Origin of the sequence: Kribbella sp. NBC_00709 (assembly GCF_036226565.1) — a bacterium.
GTDB lineage: Bacteria > Actinomycetota > Actinomycetes > Propionibacteriales > Kribbellaceae > Kribbella.
Map to the genome: position 1 here is coordinate 2,674,164 of NZ_CP108996.1, position 14,682 is coordinate 2,688,845.

13 protein-coding genes are annotated in these 14,682 nt (G+C 68.4%); 5 read left to right on the forward strand and 8 right to left on the reverse strand.

Features of this window, described 5'->3' with window-relative positions:
• Positions 1–209: 209 nt before the first annotated feature.
• The 3 genes from OHA18_RS13085 (at position 210) to OHA18_RS13095 (ending at position 2,012) form a co-directional block, all read left to right on the forward strand.
• On the forward strand, positions 210–743 hold the full coding sequence (locus OHA18_RS13085; RefSeq protein WP_329004321.1) for a DinB family protein: 534 nt from the start codon (positions 210–212) through the stop codon (positions 741–743).
• On the forward strand, positions 740–1,255 hold the full coding sequence (locus OHA18_RS13090; RefSeq protein ID WP_329004322.1) for a DinB family protein: 516 nt from the start codon (positions 740–742) through the stop codon (positions 1,253–1,255). Before OHA18_RS13085 ends, OHA18_RS13090 begins: the two co-directional genes overlap by 4 nt.
• Positions 1,256–1,385: 130 nt before the next feature.
• Positions 1,386–2,012, forward strand: a complete 627-nt coding sequence (locus OHA18_RS13095; protein ID WP_329004323.1) for a TetR/AcrR family transcriptional regulator — start codon at positions 1,386–1,388, stop codon at positions 2,010–2,012.
• Here OHA18_RS13095 and OHA18_RS13100 read toward each other — a convergent pair.
• Positions 2,009–5,251, reverse strand: a complete 3,243-nt coding sequence (locus OHA18_RS13100) for a BTAD domain-containing putative transcriptional regulator (protein WP_329004324.1) — start codon at positions 5,249–5,251, stop codon at positions 2,009–2,011. The two genes, OHA18_RS13095 and OHA18_RS13100, sit on opposite strands and share 4 nt — an antisense overlap.
• A gap of 85 nt (positions 5,252–5,336) precedes the next feature.
• Here OHA18_RS13100 and OHA18_RS13105 point away from each other — a divergent pair, with 85 nt between their 5' ends.
• Complete coding sequence (locus tag OHA18_RS13105; protein WP_329004325.1) at positions 5,337–6,689, forward strand: serine hydrolase domain-containing protein; 1,353 nt, start codon at positions 5,337–5,339, stop codon at positions 6,687–6,689.
• 102 nt (positions 6,690–6,791) lie between these two features.
• Here the strand turns inward: OHA18_RS13105 and OHA18_RS13110 are convergent, their stop codons facing one another.
• The 6 genes from OHA18_RS13110 to OHA18_RS13135 form a co-directional block, all read right to left on the reverse strand.
• Entirely contained in the window at positions 6,792–7,421 is a 630-nt protein-coding gene (locus tag OHA18_RS13110; protein ID WP_329004326.1) for an NYN domain-containing protein, read from the reverse strand.
• Between the two features lie 100 nt (positions 7,422–7,521).
• Complete coding sequence (locus OHA18_RS13115) at positions 7,522–7,965, reverse strand: VOC family protein (protein ID WP_329004327.1); 444 nt, start codon at positions 7,963–7,965, stop codon at positions 7,522–7,524.
• Positions 7,966–8,075: 110 nt separating this feature from the next.
• The gene (locus OHA18_RS13120) at positions 8,076–8,891 is read right to left on the reverse strand and encodes an ABC transporter permease (protein WP_329004328.1); all 816 of its coding nucleotides are present in this window, start codon (positions 8,889–8,891) and stop codon (positions 8,076–8,078) included.
• Positions 8,888–9,877: an ATP-binding cassette domain-containing protein gene (locus tag OHA18_RS13125; RefSeq protein ID WP_329004329.1), complete on the reverse strand. Its 990-nt coding sequence runs from the start codon at positions 9,875–9,877 to the stop codon at positions 8,888–8,890. Before OHA18_RS13125 ends, OHA18_RS13120 begins: the two co-directional genes overlap by 4 nt.
• Before the next feature lie 98 nt (positions 9,878–9,975).
• Positions 9,976–11,292 (reverse strand): MFS transporter, encoded by a 1,317-nt coding sequence (locus OHA18_RS13130; RefSeq protein ID WP_329004330.1) that lies wholly within the window; start codon positions 11,290–11,292, stop codon positions 9,976–9,978.
• Positions 11,289–12,017 carry a GntR family transcriptional regulator gene (locus OHA18_RS13135; protein WP_329004331.1) on the reverse strand — a complete coding sequence of 243 codons (729 nt, stop codon included), beginning with the start codon at positions 12,015–12,017 and terminating at the stop codon, positions 11,289–11,291. The genes OHA18_RS13130 and OHA18_RS13135 overlap by 4 nt, the downstream gene beginning before the upstream one ends.
• 284 nt (positions 12,018–12,301) lie before the next feature.
• Here OHA18_RS13135 and OHA18_RS13140 point away from each other — a divergent pair, with 284 nt between their 5' ends.
• Complete coding sequence (locus OHA18_RS13140; protein WP_329004332.1) at positions 12,302–13,708, forward strand: S8 family peptidase; 1,407 nt, start codon at positions 12,302–12,304, stop codon at positions 13,706–13,708.
• A gap of 100 nt (positions 13,709–13,808) precedes the next feature.
• On the opposite strand, the gene OHA18_RS13145 is transcribed toward OHA18_RS13140, so the two are convergent.
• The gene (locus tag OHA18_RS13145; protein ID WP_329004333.1) at positions 13,809–14,387 is read right to left on the reverse strand and encodes a GNAT family N-acetyltransferase; all 579 of its coding nucleotides are present in this window, start codon (positions 14,385–14,387) and stop codon (positions 13,809–13,811) included.
• Positions 14,388–14,682 lie beyond the last annotated feature (295 nt).

Below are 14,682 nucleotides of genomic sequence, written 5' to 3' on the forward strand. Positions count from 1 at the left end.
CCACGTCCCGGCTCCCACTCCGGGCACCTCCAGCCCCGAAAAGCGGTTGGTGCGCGCCCGAAGCGGGGGTGTACGGTGCGGGTGCCGGTGGACGACACCACCGGCGGCGGAGAGGAGGTGAGCGCGATGTCGAGACCGACAGTCGTGCCGCCCGTCCGCCGTGCCCGCGGTTGAGACGGGTGGCTCCTCATCACCACAGGAGCTTTCGAATGACCGAAGTACAACGTCCGCCGCTGACCGCCGACGAGCGCGCCCAGCTGACCGGATGGCTCGACCTGCAGCGTTCCTTCGTCCGGATGAAGTGCCAGGGGCTGACCGAAGAAGATGCCCACCGCAAGGTTCTCCCGAGCTCGCCGCTGATGTCGATGGCGTCGCTCGTGGCGCATCTGCGCTGGAACGAGTGGTCCTGGTTCCAGCTCAACCTGATGGGCGTCCCCGACACCGGCCAGACGCCGTGGGCCGAAGGCAGCCATCCCGACGCCGAGATGTTCGTCGACGACGTCCCGCTCGCCCAGCTCCTGGACGAGTACGACGCCGAGTGCCGGCGATCCAATGACACGATCGCGCCGCTCGACCTCGGCGCCGTCGAACAAGGCCCGTACGCCGCCAAGGGCGAGGCCGCATCACTCCGCTACATCCTTTGCCACCTGATCGAGGAGACCGCACGCCACGTGGGACACATGGACATCATCAGAGAGATCGTCGACGGCAAGACCGGCTACACGAAGCTGAACGAAGCATGAGGCCGCCGCTGACCGCCGACGAGCGGACCCAGCTCACCGGCTGGCTCGACCACCTCCGGTCACTCGTCCGGACGAAATGCGAAGGCCTCTCGGAGGCCGATGCCCACCGCAAGGTTCTGCCGGGCTCACCCTTGATGACGGTCGCCGGCCTGGTGGCTCACCTGCGCTGGGTCGAGTACTCCTGGTTCAGCATGAACCTCCTGGGTACGCCGGACGAAGGGCAGACCCCGTGGAAGGAGGGCGCCCATCCCGACGCGGAGATGTTTGTCGACGACGTACCGCTCGCGCAGCTGCTCGACGAGTACGACGCCGAGTGCAAGCGATCCAGCGAGATCGTCGCCGGCTTCGAGCTCGACGAGGTCGAGCGGGCCGTCGGCCTCCGCGACACCGGTGCGGCGTCGACGCGCTACGTCCTCTGCCACCTGATCGAGGAGACCGCCCGGCACCTGGGGCACCTCGACATCATCCGAGAGCTGCTGGACGGCGCGACCGGCTACGAGCAGCTGAACTGAGCCGTTGCCGGGACGGTCTTCGCGGTGCTGATCTCCGCGAAGACCGTCCCGCGACGTAACCCGGTTACGCGCGCGCCGAGGGGTGGATAGGATGTCCGGCATCTGGCACGGGGTAGCGACAAGAGGTGTGATGAGGGAACCCTCCGTACGCCGTTATTCCGGGCGGTCAGTCGAGGAGTGGAAGGCCGCGCGCCGGGAACGGCTGCTGGCCGCCGCGCTCGAACTCTTCGGGACCGACGGGTACCCGGCGACATCCGTGGAACGCCTGTGTACACAGGCGAAAGTGTCCACCCGGCACTTCTACCACGAGTTTCAGAACAAGGAGGCCGTGCTGCTCGCGGTGCACGCGCAGGTGATCGAGCTGGCGGTCCGGAGCACCGGTGACGCGCTCCGCCGGACCGCCGACCGGCCGGTCCGGGAGCGGATCACCGCGGCCGTCGACTCGTACCTGCGGACCATCATGGCCGACCTCCGCCGGGCCCGGATCTCGTTCGTCGAGGTGGTCGGGACCAGCCCGGCGGTCGAGGAGCAGCGGATCGCGTTCCGGGAGCTGCTGATCGGCAGCGTCCGCGACCTGGGCGACACCGCGGTCGAGCGTGGTGAGATCAAGCGCAAGGACTTCCGGTTCCTCGCGCTGGCGTTCTTCGGCGCGGTGAACACCGTCGTCTACGACTGGATGCTGGCCGAACCACGTCCACCGGAGCAGAAGGTGCAGAAGTCACTGCGGGACCTCGCCGTCCAGCTGATCACTGCTTAGTCAGGGCTGAAGCGTTTGCGGAGCTCGGCGAGGGCTTCGTCGCGAGTGAGTGCGGCGCCGGCGGCGTAGCTGGCGTCGTACTTTTCGTTGCCCAAGGCATCACGCAGCCGGTCGACCGCCCGCCGTACGTCGCCGTCCGGGGCGGCCCGCATGCCCCGCAGTACGGCTGCCATCCCGAGCGTCCGCGCCGCCTGCTCGGTCTCGCCGGACACCAGATCCACATCGACCGCGGTCTCGACGACGCCCGCCACGAGCGGCATGTCCTCGGTGGTGAGCGCCAATCGCACGGCCTCCCGGTTGCGCAGCTGGGCGTGCTCGACGTCACCAGTGGCCGCGTACGTCCGGCTCAGCTGTGCGAGCATGGCCGCCTGTCCGTGCGGCGCCATCCGCTCGGCCTCGACGTCGAGCATCCCGTACGCGCGCTCCGCGAGGTCCCTCGACTCGTCCAACCGGCCGGTCCGGTAGGCCAGGCGCGCGAGTCCCATGAAGGCCATCGCCTGGCCACCACGGGACCCGGTCTCTTCGGACAGCCGCAACGCACGCTCCAGGTCCGCCTGAGCACCGTCCAGGTCGCCCAGCTCGAGCCGACTCATCGCGGATCCGCCGAGCAGCTGCGCGACGCCTTCCGTCGTACCGAGCTCCTCGATCAGCTCGAGTGCCTCGGTCAGCGACTCCAGTGCCTGGGCGTGCTCACCGATGGCGGACTGGTAGCCCGCGAGCCCGCGCAGCGCCATCGACGTACCGAAGCGGTCGCCGAGCTGGCGGAAACCGTCGAGCGCGACCGTCAGGTTGGCCGCCATCTGGTCGACCTCGCCCTCGTTCTCGCGGAACATCGCGCCCATCATCACGCCCATGTTCCGGACCCAAGGGTCGTGATGCTCGCCCGCGGCCTCGAGCTCGCGGAAGCAGGTCGCCTTGTCCCGCCGGATCGCCGCCCAGACCGCGTTGGTGAACAGTCCGATCCCCGCGTCGATGAGCTGCTGGTGCCGCCGGGTCATCCAGCGGACCGTCGCCAGTCCGCGGATCATCTGCTGGAACGACTTGGCCGGATCCTCGCCGCTCGACATCTGGCCGAGCGCGAGCAGATACAGCGCCTCGGCCTTGTCCAGCGGCACGCTCTTCCCCGGTACGGCGAGGGCGGCCCGCATCCAGTTCACCGCCTCGGCCGGACGACCGCTCATCGTCCAGTACTCACCCAGCACGGCGACCATCCCGACGGCGATGCGCGCGGAGCCGATGTCGATCGCCGTCCGGAGCGCGTCGAGCAGATTCTCGTTGTCCGCGGTCAGCCGGGCGATCCACTGGATCTGCTCACCGGTCCGCAGCTGCGGTCGCGCCTGGCGCAGCATCCGGCTGAAGTACGCCGTGTGCTTGCGCCGGAAGTGCTCGTACTCACCCGAGGCCTTCAGTTGCTCCGCGGCGTACGCACGGACCGTCTCCAGCATCCGGTAGCGCACGGACCGCTGATCGGCCGCGGCCTCCACCAGGGACTTGTCGACCAGCGACGCGAGGACGCCGAGCACGGACTCGGGCGGGATGCGGTCGTCGCTGCAGATCTGCTCGGCCGCATCCAGCGTTGCCCCGCCGGAGAACAGTGAGAGACGCCGGGCGACTGCCTGCTCGTCCGGGTCGAGCAGGTCCCAGCTCCACTCCACGACCGCTCGCAGCGTCTGGTGCCTGGGCAGTGCGGTCCGGGAGCCGCTGGTCAGCAACCGGAACCGGTCTGCCAGCCGGTCCACGATCTGCGGCGGGTTGAGCGCCCGCAGCCGAGCCGCGGCCAGCTCGATCGCCAATGGCATCCCGTCGAGCCGCCGGCAGATCTCGGCGACCGCCTCCCGGTTGGCGTCGATCAAGGTGAAGTCCGGGCGCACTGCGCGCGCCCGGTCCACGAACAGCTGCATCGCCGGGTAGTCGTCCGTGGCGTTGCGCTCGTCCTCGGGCGGCATGGCGAGTGGGCCGACCGGATGCAGGTGCTCGCCGGGAATGCTCAGCGGCTCGCGACTCGTCGTCAGCACCCTGAGGCGTGGGCAGGAGGCGAGCAGAGAGTCGACCAGTCCGGCGACCTCCTGGACCAGGTGCTCGCAGTTGTCGAGCACGAGCAGGATGCGGCGGTCGCCGATGACCTCGACGAGCCGGAGCGTCGCAGCCCGGCTGGTCGGGATGTGCTTCGGCGCGAAGCTGGCCGGCTGCATGTCGACGTACTCGCTGGCGCCGAGGGTCGACAGAACTGCTGGTGCCACATCGGCTGCGTCACCGAGTGGTGCGAGCTCTACGAACCAGATGCCGTCGCCGCTCTGGTCCACGAGCGTCCTGCCGGCCTCGGTGGCCAGTCTGGTCTTGCCGGCACCGCCCGGGCCGACCATGGTCACCAGTCGGGTCCCATTGCTCAGCAGACGCGTCAGCTCGGCCACGTCCTCGCGGCGGCCGACGAAGCTGGTCAGTGGGGCACGCAGGTTGCTGCGGGGAGCTATCGGTGCCGGGGCCGGCATGGTGGAGGACTTTGCGGTCGGGTCGACGCTGTCGCCACGCAGCACTGACACGTGCAGGTCGCGGAGGCGCATGCCGGGGTCAGCGCCGAGCTCATCGGCCAGGGTGGTCCGGACCCGTTCGTAAGCCGACAAGGCCTCCGCCTGACGGCCGTCGGCGTACAGAGCGCGGATGAGGAGCTCATGCACGCGCTCGCGGAGCGGATTGGTGACCGCGAGGTGTTCGAGATCGGTGATCAGGTCGCGGGCCTGGCCGCAGGTGACGGCGGCCTCGGCGAGGTCCTCCGCGGCGGCCAGCCGGAGCTCGGCCAAGCGGTCTGCCTCGACGCCCGCGAACGGGAGGTCCCGCAGGTCGGTCAGGGCTTCACCGCGCCACAGTTTGTCGGCCTGGGTCAGGAGTGCGTGGGCCTGCCCCGGGTCGGTCCTGAGGAGCGCTCGGCCACGGCGTACCAGATCTTCGAACTGGAGGGCGTCGACACAGTCCGGACCGATCGTCAGGGTGTAGCCGGCCGGGCCGGACTGGACGGAGATGCTGGACTCGGTCGCCGGGAGACCGGCCCGCAGCCGGGAGACGAGCGACTGCAGAGCGTTCGCGCTCGGGGCCTCACTGCCCCACAGTCCGTCGACCAGTGTCTCCACGCTGACCGGCCGACCGGCGCTCAGCGCGAGGCGCGCGAGCAGCCCGCGCAGGCGGACGCCCCGGACGTCGAGCGGAGTCCCGTCAGCCGCCCACATCGCGAGAGGCCCAAGCACCGCTATGCGCACTCCTCCAGCCTCGCACATCCGCCCGACCAAACACCCTGCCTTTTGTCACTTCGCTCCTTTAAGGTCGGAACTCGTGACAGACATCGCCGCGCAGACGCAGAACGCACTCACTCGTATCGTCGCCGAACGGCAGTCGAAGGGCCGGGTGCCCGGGGTGGTGGGCGCCGTCGCCCGCGCCGGGTCGCTGGCCTGGTCGACCGGGGCCGGCTCGGCCGACCTGGACAGTCCCGGCGTACCGCCGACCGCCGACTCGCAGTTCCTGATCGCCTCGCAGAGCAAGACGCTCACCGCGGTGACGATCATGGCGTTGCGCGACGAGGGCAAGCTCAGCCTGGACGACACGGTCGACAAGCTGATCCCGGGCAGCAAGCACGAAGGCGTCACCGTGCGGCAGATGCTCAGCCACGCCAGCGGCATGCAGCGCGAGCCGGTCGGCGACGTGTGGGACCTGATGAAGTTCCCGTCCCGCGACGAGCTGGTCGACGGGTGGAACGACGCGGAGCGGATCGGCAAGCCGCACAACCGGTTCCACTATTCCAACCTGGTGTTCTCACTGCTCGGCGAGATCGTCGCCCGGATCGAGGGACGGTCCTGGTACGACGCGGTGAAGGCGCGGATCCTCGACCCGCTGGAGATGCGCCGTACGACGGTCGGCATGGACGGCGGACCGGCGCAGACCGGGTACTACGTACCGCCGTGGACCGACGTACCGGTGCGGGAGCCGCTGCTCGACATCGGCGCGATGGACGCCTGCGGCGGACTCGCGTCGACGGCCGAGGACCTGGCGAAGTGGGCGATGTTCGTCGCGAACCCGGTCGACGAGGTGCTGTCGAAGGACACCCTCGACGAGATGTGCCAGGTGCAGATCATGGCCGACGTGGACCGGTGGCAGCTCGCCTTCGGGCTCGGGTTCATGCTGCTGCGCCGCGGCGACCGGCTGTTCGTCGGCCATGACGGCGGGATGCCGGGACACATCACGTCGACGTTCGTCCACCGCGAGTCCGGTACGGCGGGGATCGCGCTCTTCGGCGCCACGTCCTCCCCGGCCCCGAGCGCGCTCGCGACCGACCTGATCATCAAGGTCCTCGAGGACGACCCGCTCCCGGCCGACCCGTGGGTCCCCGGCGTCGAGGTCCCGGCCGAGCTGGCCGGCGTACTCGGCACCTGGTTCACCGAAGGCAGCCCGTTCGACTTCACGGTCAAGAACGGCGTCCTCCAGGCCAAGTCCCCCGCGGCCGCCGAGTGGCAGTCCCCCGCCGTCTTCGAAAAGATCGCCGAAGACACCTACCGAACCATCTCCGGCCGCGAAGCCGGCGAACTCCTCCACATCACCCGCAACCCCACCGGCACCCCAGAAAAGTTGCACTGGGCAACCTACCTCTGCACCCGGGCCCCACTCGCCTTCGCCGACATCAATCCCGGCTGATCCGTGTTGCCCGGGAGAGGTTCGTGAGCTAGCCTGTGAGCATTCCCCCAGTTGCTTCGGTGGCTGGGTGCGAGGCCCCACTTCGGTGGGGCTTCTGCTTTTTCACCATCCCGCCGGCTTGCGGATCACGGCGCCCCCGCCGCCCGCCATCCTCTCAGGAAACTGGCTGGCTCCCAGAACTCCCGACCGGATCTGCTTCGCGAACGTCGGCCGGCAGGTCAGCAGTCGCTGGCTCGCCACCGGCTGTGGATTGAGCAGCCCCATCACCTTCCCGAGCTCGTGCCGGACGATCCGGATCGGCTCGGTCAGGTCGGAGTCGTTGCTGACGACGGCGAAGGCGTCGGCATCGTCCCGGAAGGCATCCACCAGTAGATAGGTCGCGAGATTGACGTCGGAGCCCTTCTCCTCGGTCTTGATCACCTCGACCGTCCGCGGTCCCGCGGCCGGCGGATTCGCGAGCATCATCCGCGCGGGTTTGGTGAGAAAGCTGCCGAGGTGCACTTCCACGGTCGGCAGGGTGCCGAGCGCCCGCAGATATGCCTGCTGCCGGACCGGCGCGTGCAGGTTGTCAGGACGTTCCTTGACGAGCGCGGTGAAGTACCGGATGCGCCCGAGCTCGAACCGGGGAAGCAATAGACTGCACATCTTCTCGAGGTCCAGCCATTTGTACGGCCGACCCTTGAGCGAGCCGAAGTACAGATTGAAACCGTCGATATACACATTGATCCGCACCCGAGGCAGGCTATCCATCGGGAGCGCGGAATCTCCTGCTCTGAAATGACCTTGTGGACAACACGGCTCGATCTGCCCCGAGATGCCCTTGGATGCCCCGTCAGACGACGCAGAAGTCGTTGCCTTCGGGGTCTTGTAGCCAAAGGTGGTCGAGGGTGGTGGAGTTGTCCATCGGGACCTCGTGGAGGACGGTGGCGCCGGCGGTGACGAGTTTGGCGGCGGTGGCGCGGATGCGTTCTTCGCGGAGGTGCTGGGGCTCGCCGCGGCCGCCGGCTACCTGGAGGTCGAGGTGGAGGCGGTTCTTTTCGGTCCGCGGCTCGGGGACCTTGAGGAACGAGATGGACGGGAGGACGCCGTTCGGGTCGGAGATCGAGGCGCCGTCGTTCCACTCGTTCTCGGGCACGTTCATCGCGGTCAGCCACTCCTCCCACGTGTCCCAGCCCGCGGGTGGATCCGACTCGGTGTAGCCCAGCGCCGTACACCAGAAGCGCGCGACCAGGGCCGGGTCGGCGCAGTCGATCGTGATCGTCCACTTCGTCGTCATGACGACACTCTGCCCAACGGCACCGACAGAATCTGGCTCCCTACGCATGCATAACCCGCCGATCCGGGCGCAAAAGCCACGGAATCGGCGGGTTATGCATGCCGGCAGGTTCAGGTACGGCGGCGGTAGGCGCGGATCGCCAGCGGGGCGAAGACCGCGATCAGGCCGACCATCCAGGCGAGCGTGATCAGCAGTGGCTTCTGGAGTGCGCCGCCGCCCATCAGGGCGCGTTCGGTGTCGACCAGGTACGTGATCGGGCTGACCTTGGTGAAGGCCTGCAGGAACCCCGGCAGCGTGCTGGCCGGGACGAAGATGTTGCTGCCGAAGGTGAGCGGGAACATCACCAGGAAGGCGACGCCCTGGACACCTTGGGCGGTCTTCATGGTCAGGCCGAGCCACACCCAGATCCAGCACATCGAGAGCGCGAACAACAGCACGATCAGCATGCCGAGCAGGCCGTTGCCGACCCCGTTGTGGAAGCGGAAGCCGAGTACGAAGCCGCTCGTCATCAGGATCACGATCGACAGCGAGTACCGGACCGCGTCGCCGAGGACCGCTCCGATCAGCGGCGAGATCCGGGCGATCGGCAGGCTGCGGAACCGGTCGAACACGCCCTTGGCGAAGTCGTCGTTCAGACCGACCCCGGTGCCCATCGTCGCGAAGACGACGGTCTGCACCAGCAGGCCGGGCAGCAGCGTCGGCAGGTACCCACGCCAGCCGCCGCCCCCGGCGATCGCGCCGCCGAAGACGAACAGGAACAGCGCCAGGAAGATGATCGGCTGGAACGTCACGTCCGCCAGGGCTTCCGGGTTCTGCCGGATCCGGACGATGTTGCGCCAGGCCAGCGTCAGGCTCTGCTGCACCCAGGCGAACGGCCGCGACCGGTAGCCCTGGTGGGCAGGTGGTTCGAGTGTTGCGGTGGTCATCGGCCTACTCCTTCCAGTACGGCGTCGGACTTCTTCTCTTCGGCCGTGTGGCCGGTCAGGGCGAGGAAGACCTCGTCCAGGCTGGGCAGTCGCAGCGACAGCTCGGTGACCGCGATCCCGGCCTCGTCCAGCCGCCGTACGACGACCGGCATCGACGAACCGTCGCTGACCGGAACGCTGACGAGGGTGTTCACCACGTCGACGTTCGGGCGCGTCCCGGTCGACTCCGCGACGATCGCGGCGACCCGCTCGAGGTGGGCCGGCTCGGCCGGGCGGACGTCCAGCGACTGCTTGCCCGCCTGCGCCTTGAGCTCGGCCGGCCGCCCGGAGGCGACCACGGAGCCCTTGTCGAACACCACGATCGAGTCGGCCAGCGCGTCGGCCTCCTCCAGGTACTGCGTGGTGAGCAGGACCGTGGTGCCGTCGAGGACCAGGTTGCGGATGGTCTCCCAGACGCCGTTGCGGGCGTGCGGGTCCAGACCGGTCGTGGGCTCGTCGAGGTACAGGATGCTCGGGTTGCCGACCAGGCTCGCGGCCAGGTCGAGCCGGCGGCGCATGCCACCGGAGTACGTCTTCGCGATCCGGTCACCGGCGTCGGTCAGCTCGAACCGCTCCAGCAGCTGGTCCGCACGGGCCCTGGACTGCTCCCGGGAGAACCCGAGCAGCCGGCCGATCATGATCAGGTTCCGGCGGCCGGACATGTCCTCGTCGACCGAGGCGTACTGTCCGGTCAGCCCGATGATGCTGCGGACCTTGCCGGCTTCCCGTACGACGTCGTACCCGCCGACGGTGGCGTGGCCGGCGTCCGGCCGGAGCAGGGTGCCGAGAATGCGGACCGCGGTCGTCTTGCCGGCGCCGTTCGGGCCGAGGACTCCGAGGACCGTGCCGGTGGGCACGCTCAGGTCGACGCCGGCAAGCGCGGTCGTGTTGCCATATTTTTTGACCAGACCGACCGCCTCGATGGCGACCTGGTTCGTTGTGGTCATCGGTTCCTCCCAGTGGACTTACTCAACTGGGACTACCGTGCCTGTCTGCCCTGGCACCGCTCTGGCTTTTGCCTGACAGCCCGTGCCAGCGCGCTGTCTCAGCCCTTCAGCGGGACGATCTCGTTGGCCAGCAGCGCCTGGTACGCCTCTGGGTTGTAGCGAGCCAGGTGACCGCGGGCCTTGCGCCGGTACTTGAGGATCTGCCGGGTGCCGATCGCCCACAGCACGTACTGGAACGCCAGCGCGAACTTGAAGTCCTCAATGGTCTGCGGTGCCCCACCGGACGAGGTGTCGAGCAGAATGCCGACCATGCCGATGCAGAGCAGCGTCGCGATGAACCCACCGGTGTTGACCATCCCGTTGGCCGCACCGAAGCGGGTCGCGGGGTTGAACGTCCGCGCGTAGTCCAGTCCGAGCATGGACCCCGGACCGCCGGCAGCCTGCACGACGATCAGCAGCAGGAGCACCGGCATCGGCGCACGACCCGGCCACAGCAGTACGACGGTCCACATCAGCACCGAGCCCGCGATGACTGCCAGCACGATCCACGACCGGTAGAACGGGAACCTGGCGGCGTACCGCCCCACCAGCGGCCCGTAGCAGAGCCCAGCGAGCACGGGGACGATCAGCATCGCCGCAGCGGTGGTCGGCGCGACGCCTTGGCCCTGCACGAGGAACGGGTAGCCCCAGAGCAGTCCGAACGTACTGCCGGAGAAGCTGGTCGTGAAGTGCGTCCACAGACCCAGCCGGGTGCCCGGTTCCTTCCAGGCGCGACGCAGGTTCTTCTTGACCTCGTGGAGCGGCTGCTTGGCCCGGCGGAGCGGTTCGTCGTACGGCGTGTCCTTGATGAGGAACAGCACCAGTACGCCGGCCACGACGCTCAGCACGCTCGCACCGGCGAAGGTCGGCGTCCAACCGAAGGCATGGAAGGCAGCAGCCATAGGAACGGTCGACATGATCGCTCCGAGTCCACCGAGCATTCCGGTGGCCTGTGACATGACGGGCTGCCGCAGTGCGGGGAACCAGGACATGACCACACGCAGCACGCTGATGAACACCAGCGCGTCGCCAACACCCAGTACTGCGCGTGCGGCGAGCGCAGCGGGGTACGAGTCGACAAGGCTGAACGCGGACTGCGCTACGAACAGCAGACCGGACGCGGTGATCAGCAGACGCTTGGAGCCGTACCGATCGAGTAGTACGCCGACGGGCACCTGCATCGCGGCGTACACGGTGAGCTGTACGACGGTGAAGCTGGCCAGCGCGGACGCGGAGATGTGGAAGCGCTCAGCGGCCTGCAGGCCGGCGACGCTCATCGAACCACGGTGCAGCACGGTGACGAGGTACGTCAGGACAGCAGTAGTCCACACCGCCCAGGCTCGCCGACCGCCCAGGGGGAAGAGGAGTTCGGTCACCGAGTGCCTCGCAGATCGCCTGCGGCTTCGGCGATGTGGGCGATGACGAGTTCACGGAAGCGCTTGACGCTGTTGCCGCCGAGCGCGGCGATCATCTCCTGGTGCGCGGTGATCGACTTGTCCATCCGGGCCGGCTGCACCTCGATACCGGGCACGCCCATCCGGACCTGACGGTCCCGCAGGCTGTTGTAGAGCTTGGCGAGGATTTGGTTGCCAGCGGCATCGACGATCGCCTCGTGGAAGGCGCGGTCGGCCTCCAGGAAGGTCTTCGCGTCGCCCGCCTTGCGGTGCGCGCGCATCTCGTCGACGCGCTGGGTGAGGGTCTCGATCAGCTGCTTGCGCCGCGGCCAGACCTTGGCGGCGGCGTGCGTTTCGATCAGCTCGCGGGCCTCGAGGACGTCCTCGATCTCCTGCGGCAGCACCGGCAGGACGAGCGCACCCTTCTTCGGGTACAGCTTGACCAGGCCGGACTCCTCCAGGCGGAGCAGCGCTTCGCGCACCGGAGTACGGGAAACTCCGACCGCGGTGGCGAGCTCGCCCTCGGTCAGCAACTCACCGCCGGGGTAGACCCGATCGAGGATCGCTGCCTTCACGTACGCGTACACGCGCTCGGCGGCGGGGATCTTCTCCACCCCCGGCGCAGCTTCGACCACCACGCGGGCGATCTCCGCGGTCTCGTCTCCCAGGATCAACGCATCACTCGCCGGCTCCGGCGCCCCGCTCACCACTGAACTCCCCACCCATACGACTGGTATCTCTGTTGTATCTATCTTACACACACCCTTAATCCACCGTCCGGGCGGGTTATTCCCCAGCTTGTCCACGAGTTATCCACAGGCAGATCCACAGGATGTGGGCAACTGAGCGTGAACTGGTGGACGCTCGGTAGTGACGAACGCAGGGTTTCCCCTGCGTTGTGGACAAGGAACTCCGCCGCTCCGCAAACCGCTCTACAGTCTCGGGATACGGCCCGGGCCCGTCCGCCCAGGCCCCGCCCTGAGGAGGCAGCGTGTCCCGAACTTCCCGTCCCCACCGGCTGTCCGCAAGCCTTGCCGCGGCCACGCTGGCGCTGACGTCACTCAGCGCCGCGACGGCCTACGCCGCACCGCTCGACGACGCCGCGCCCGGACCGCTGATGAACTACGTGATCAACACGAAGGCCTCGCCGGGACACGTCCGGAAGGTCGAGGACGCGGTGAAGCACGCCGGCGGGACCGTGCTGTCGTCGTACCGGCAGTTCGGGGTGGTCGTCGCGCAGTCGACGAACACGAACTTCAAGGTTGACGTCCGCGCCGGCCGCAACGGGCGCGAGGTGCAGTCCGTCGGCGCCACGCGGACGGCGGCTGTCAGCGAAGGGGCGAGCGGGCTGAGCTCGGTCGACGAGACCACGGCGACGCCGGTGCTCGACCCGCGCGAGAGCGAGCAGTGGGACATGGTCCAGATCAAGGCGGACCAGGCCCACAACGTCACTGACGGTTCGCGGCGGGTGCTGGTCGGCGTCAACGACAGCGGCGTCGACGACACCCACCCCGACCTCGCGCCGAACTTCGATGCGCGCGACTCGGTCAGCTGCATCAAGAACGGCGTACCGGACCAGACGCCGGGCATCTGGCGGCCGACGACCAGTCCGCACGGGACGCACGTCGCGGGCACCATCGCCGCCGCGCGGAACGGCGTCGGGATCGTCGGCGTCGCGCCGGGCGTGCGGATCGCGTCGGTCAAGGTCGTGAACGACGACGGCTTCATCTACCCGGAGTACTCGATCTGCGGGATCGTGTGGGCCGCCGAGCACCACATGGCCGTGACGAACCACAGCTACTTCATCGACCCGTTCCAGTTCTGGTGCAAGGACAACGGGGACCAGGGCGCGGTGCAGGAAGCGGTGCGGCGCGCGTACGCGTGGGCCGCTGATCGCGGGACGCTGTCGGTCGCCGCAGCCGGTAACTCGAACTACGACCTCTCCAACAAGACGACCGACACCACCAGCCCGAACGACTCGACCCCGGTCGCGCGGACCATCGACAACAACTGCCTCGACATGCCGACCGAACTGCCCGGCGTGATCACCGTCGCCAGCACCACCCAGACTCGAGCGAAGAGCAGCTTCTCGAACTTCGGCCTGCACAAGATCGACGTCGCAGCGCCCGGCAGCTCGATCCTGTCCACGCTACCCGGTGGCGGGTACGGCCTGATGAGCGGTACGTCGATGGCGTCGCCGCACGTCACCGGCATCGCGGCCCTGCTCAAGTCCACCCACCCGTCGTGGGGACCGCGTGAACTCGAACGAGCCCTCCAGCGCGAGGCCGACGACACCGCCTGCCCGACCACACCGGACGCCCGCTGCACCGGCACCACCGCCAACAACGCCTTCTACGGCGAAGGCATCGCCGACGCCCTCGACGCCGTACACCGCTGAGCCGAGTGGGGGTCCACCGCCCGGACCCCCACTCATTCATCAACTGTGCTCCAGGGAATGCGGTCAGTGGGAAGTGTGGTCAGCCCGCGCGGTGCGCCTGTCAATGGGATGAAACCTCGCGCACCATCACGCAGTTGCCCAGGCCTTTGGGCCGGTCGTAAGTGAAGCCCTCGCGCTCGTACATCGTGCGGGTGCCGTTGTAGAGGAACGACGAGTTCTTCTTCCGGACCCCGCCGGTGTCGTGCGGGTAGCCCTCGACCAGGCCGCCGCCGGCCTGCGCGATCAGCTCGACGGCTCCGCGCAGAGCGATCGCCGCCAGGCCGTGACCGCGAACGCCGCGCTCGACCAGGATGCAGGTGACGCGGTAGTCGGGCAGGCGCTCGGCAGTCGCGACGTACTCCTTGCGGTGCTGGATGTTGGGCAGCTCCTCGGGTGATCCGTACTCCGCCCAGGCGACGGCCCGGTCGCCGTCGTAGACCAGCGCCGCGTGCGCGATTCCGTCGGCCACCAGACGTTGCTTGAGCGCCCGGTTCCCCTCGGCGCTCTGGCCCTTCTCCGCGCAGTCGGGATGGAAATGTGTGCACCAGCAGCTGGCGAACATGCCCTTGTTCCGCTCGACGAGAGCGGCGAAGTCATCGAACGTCTCCGGCGTGAGCGCCTTGATCGTGAAGTCGGGCATGCCCGCAACGTACTCCCGATTCCGGACGTTCAGCGTCCGGTAACTCACACCACAAAGCCGGCCCGACGAAGTTGCTGGGCTGGGCGCTCGCCAAATGCACAGTCGTTCGTCGCCGAGTCGTGGAATTGGGTCATCTGCAGTGACCCCGATCCACGACTCGCCGTTTGGATCGTCCGCCTATTGCCACGACTCGGCTCGGCGGAGCAGCCTGACGACGGCCCGCCGGGTGTCACCACACTCATCTCATCTATCCACAGCACACCAGGCTGTCGAACGCGCGGCACCGCGCGGGCTG

Excerpts from the sequence above, each read along its gene's own strand:
- OHA18_RS13085 (WP_329004321.1), top strand. The coding sequence starts at position 210 with ATGACCGAAGTACAACGTCCGCCGCTGACCGCCGACGAGCGCGCCCAG.
- OHA18_RS13115 (WP_329004327.1), bottom strand. The coding sequence starts at position 7,965 with ATGACGACGAAGTGGACGATCACGATCGACTGCGCCGACCCGGCCCTG.
- OHA18_RS13095 (WP_329004323.1), top strand. The coding sequence starts at position 1,386 with ATGAGGGAACCCTCCGTACGCCGTTATTCCGGGCGGTCAGTCGAGGAG.
- OHA18_RS13125 (WP_329004329.1), bottom strand. The coding sequence starts at position 9,877 with ATGACCACAACGAACCAGGTCGCCATCGAGGCGGTCGGTCTGGTCAAA.
- OHA18_RS13120 (WP_329004328.1), bottom strand. The coding sequence starts at position 8,891 with ATGACCACCGCAACACTCGAACCACCTGCCCACCAGGGCTACCGGTCG.
- OHA18_RS13090 (WP_329004322.1), top strand. The coding sequence starts at position 740 with ATGAGGCCGCCGCTGACCGCCGACGAGCGGACCCAGCTCACCGGCTGG.
- OHA18_RS13145 (WP_329004333.1), bottom strand. The coding sequence starts at position 14,387 with ATGCCCGACTTCACGATCAAGGCGCTCACGCCGGAGACGTTCGATGAC.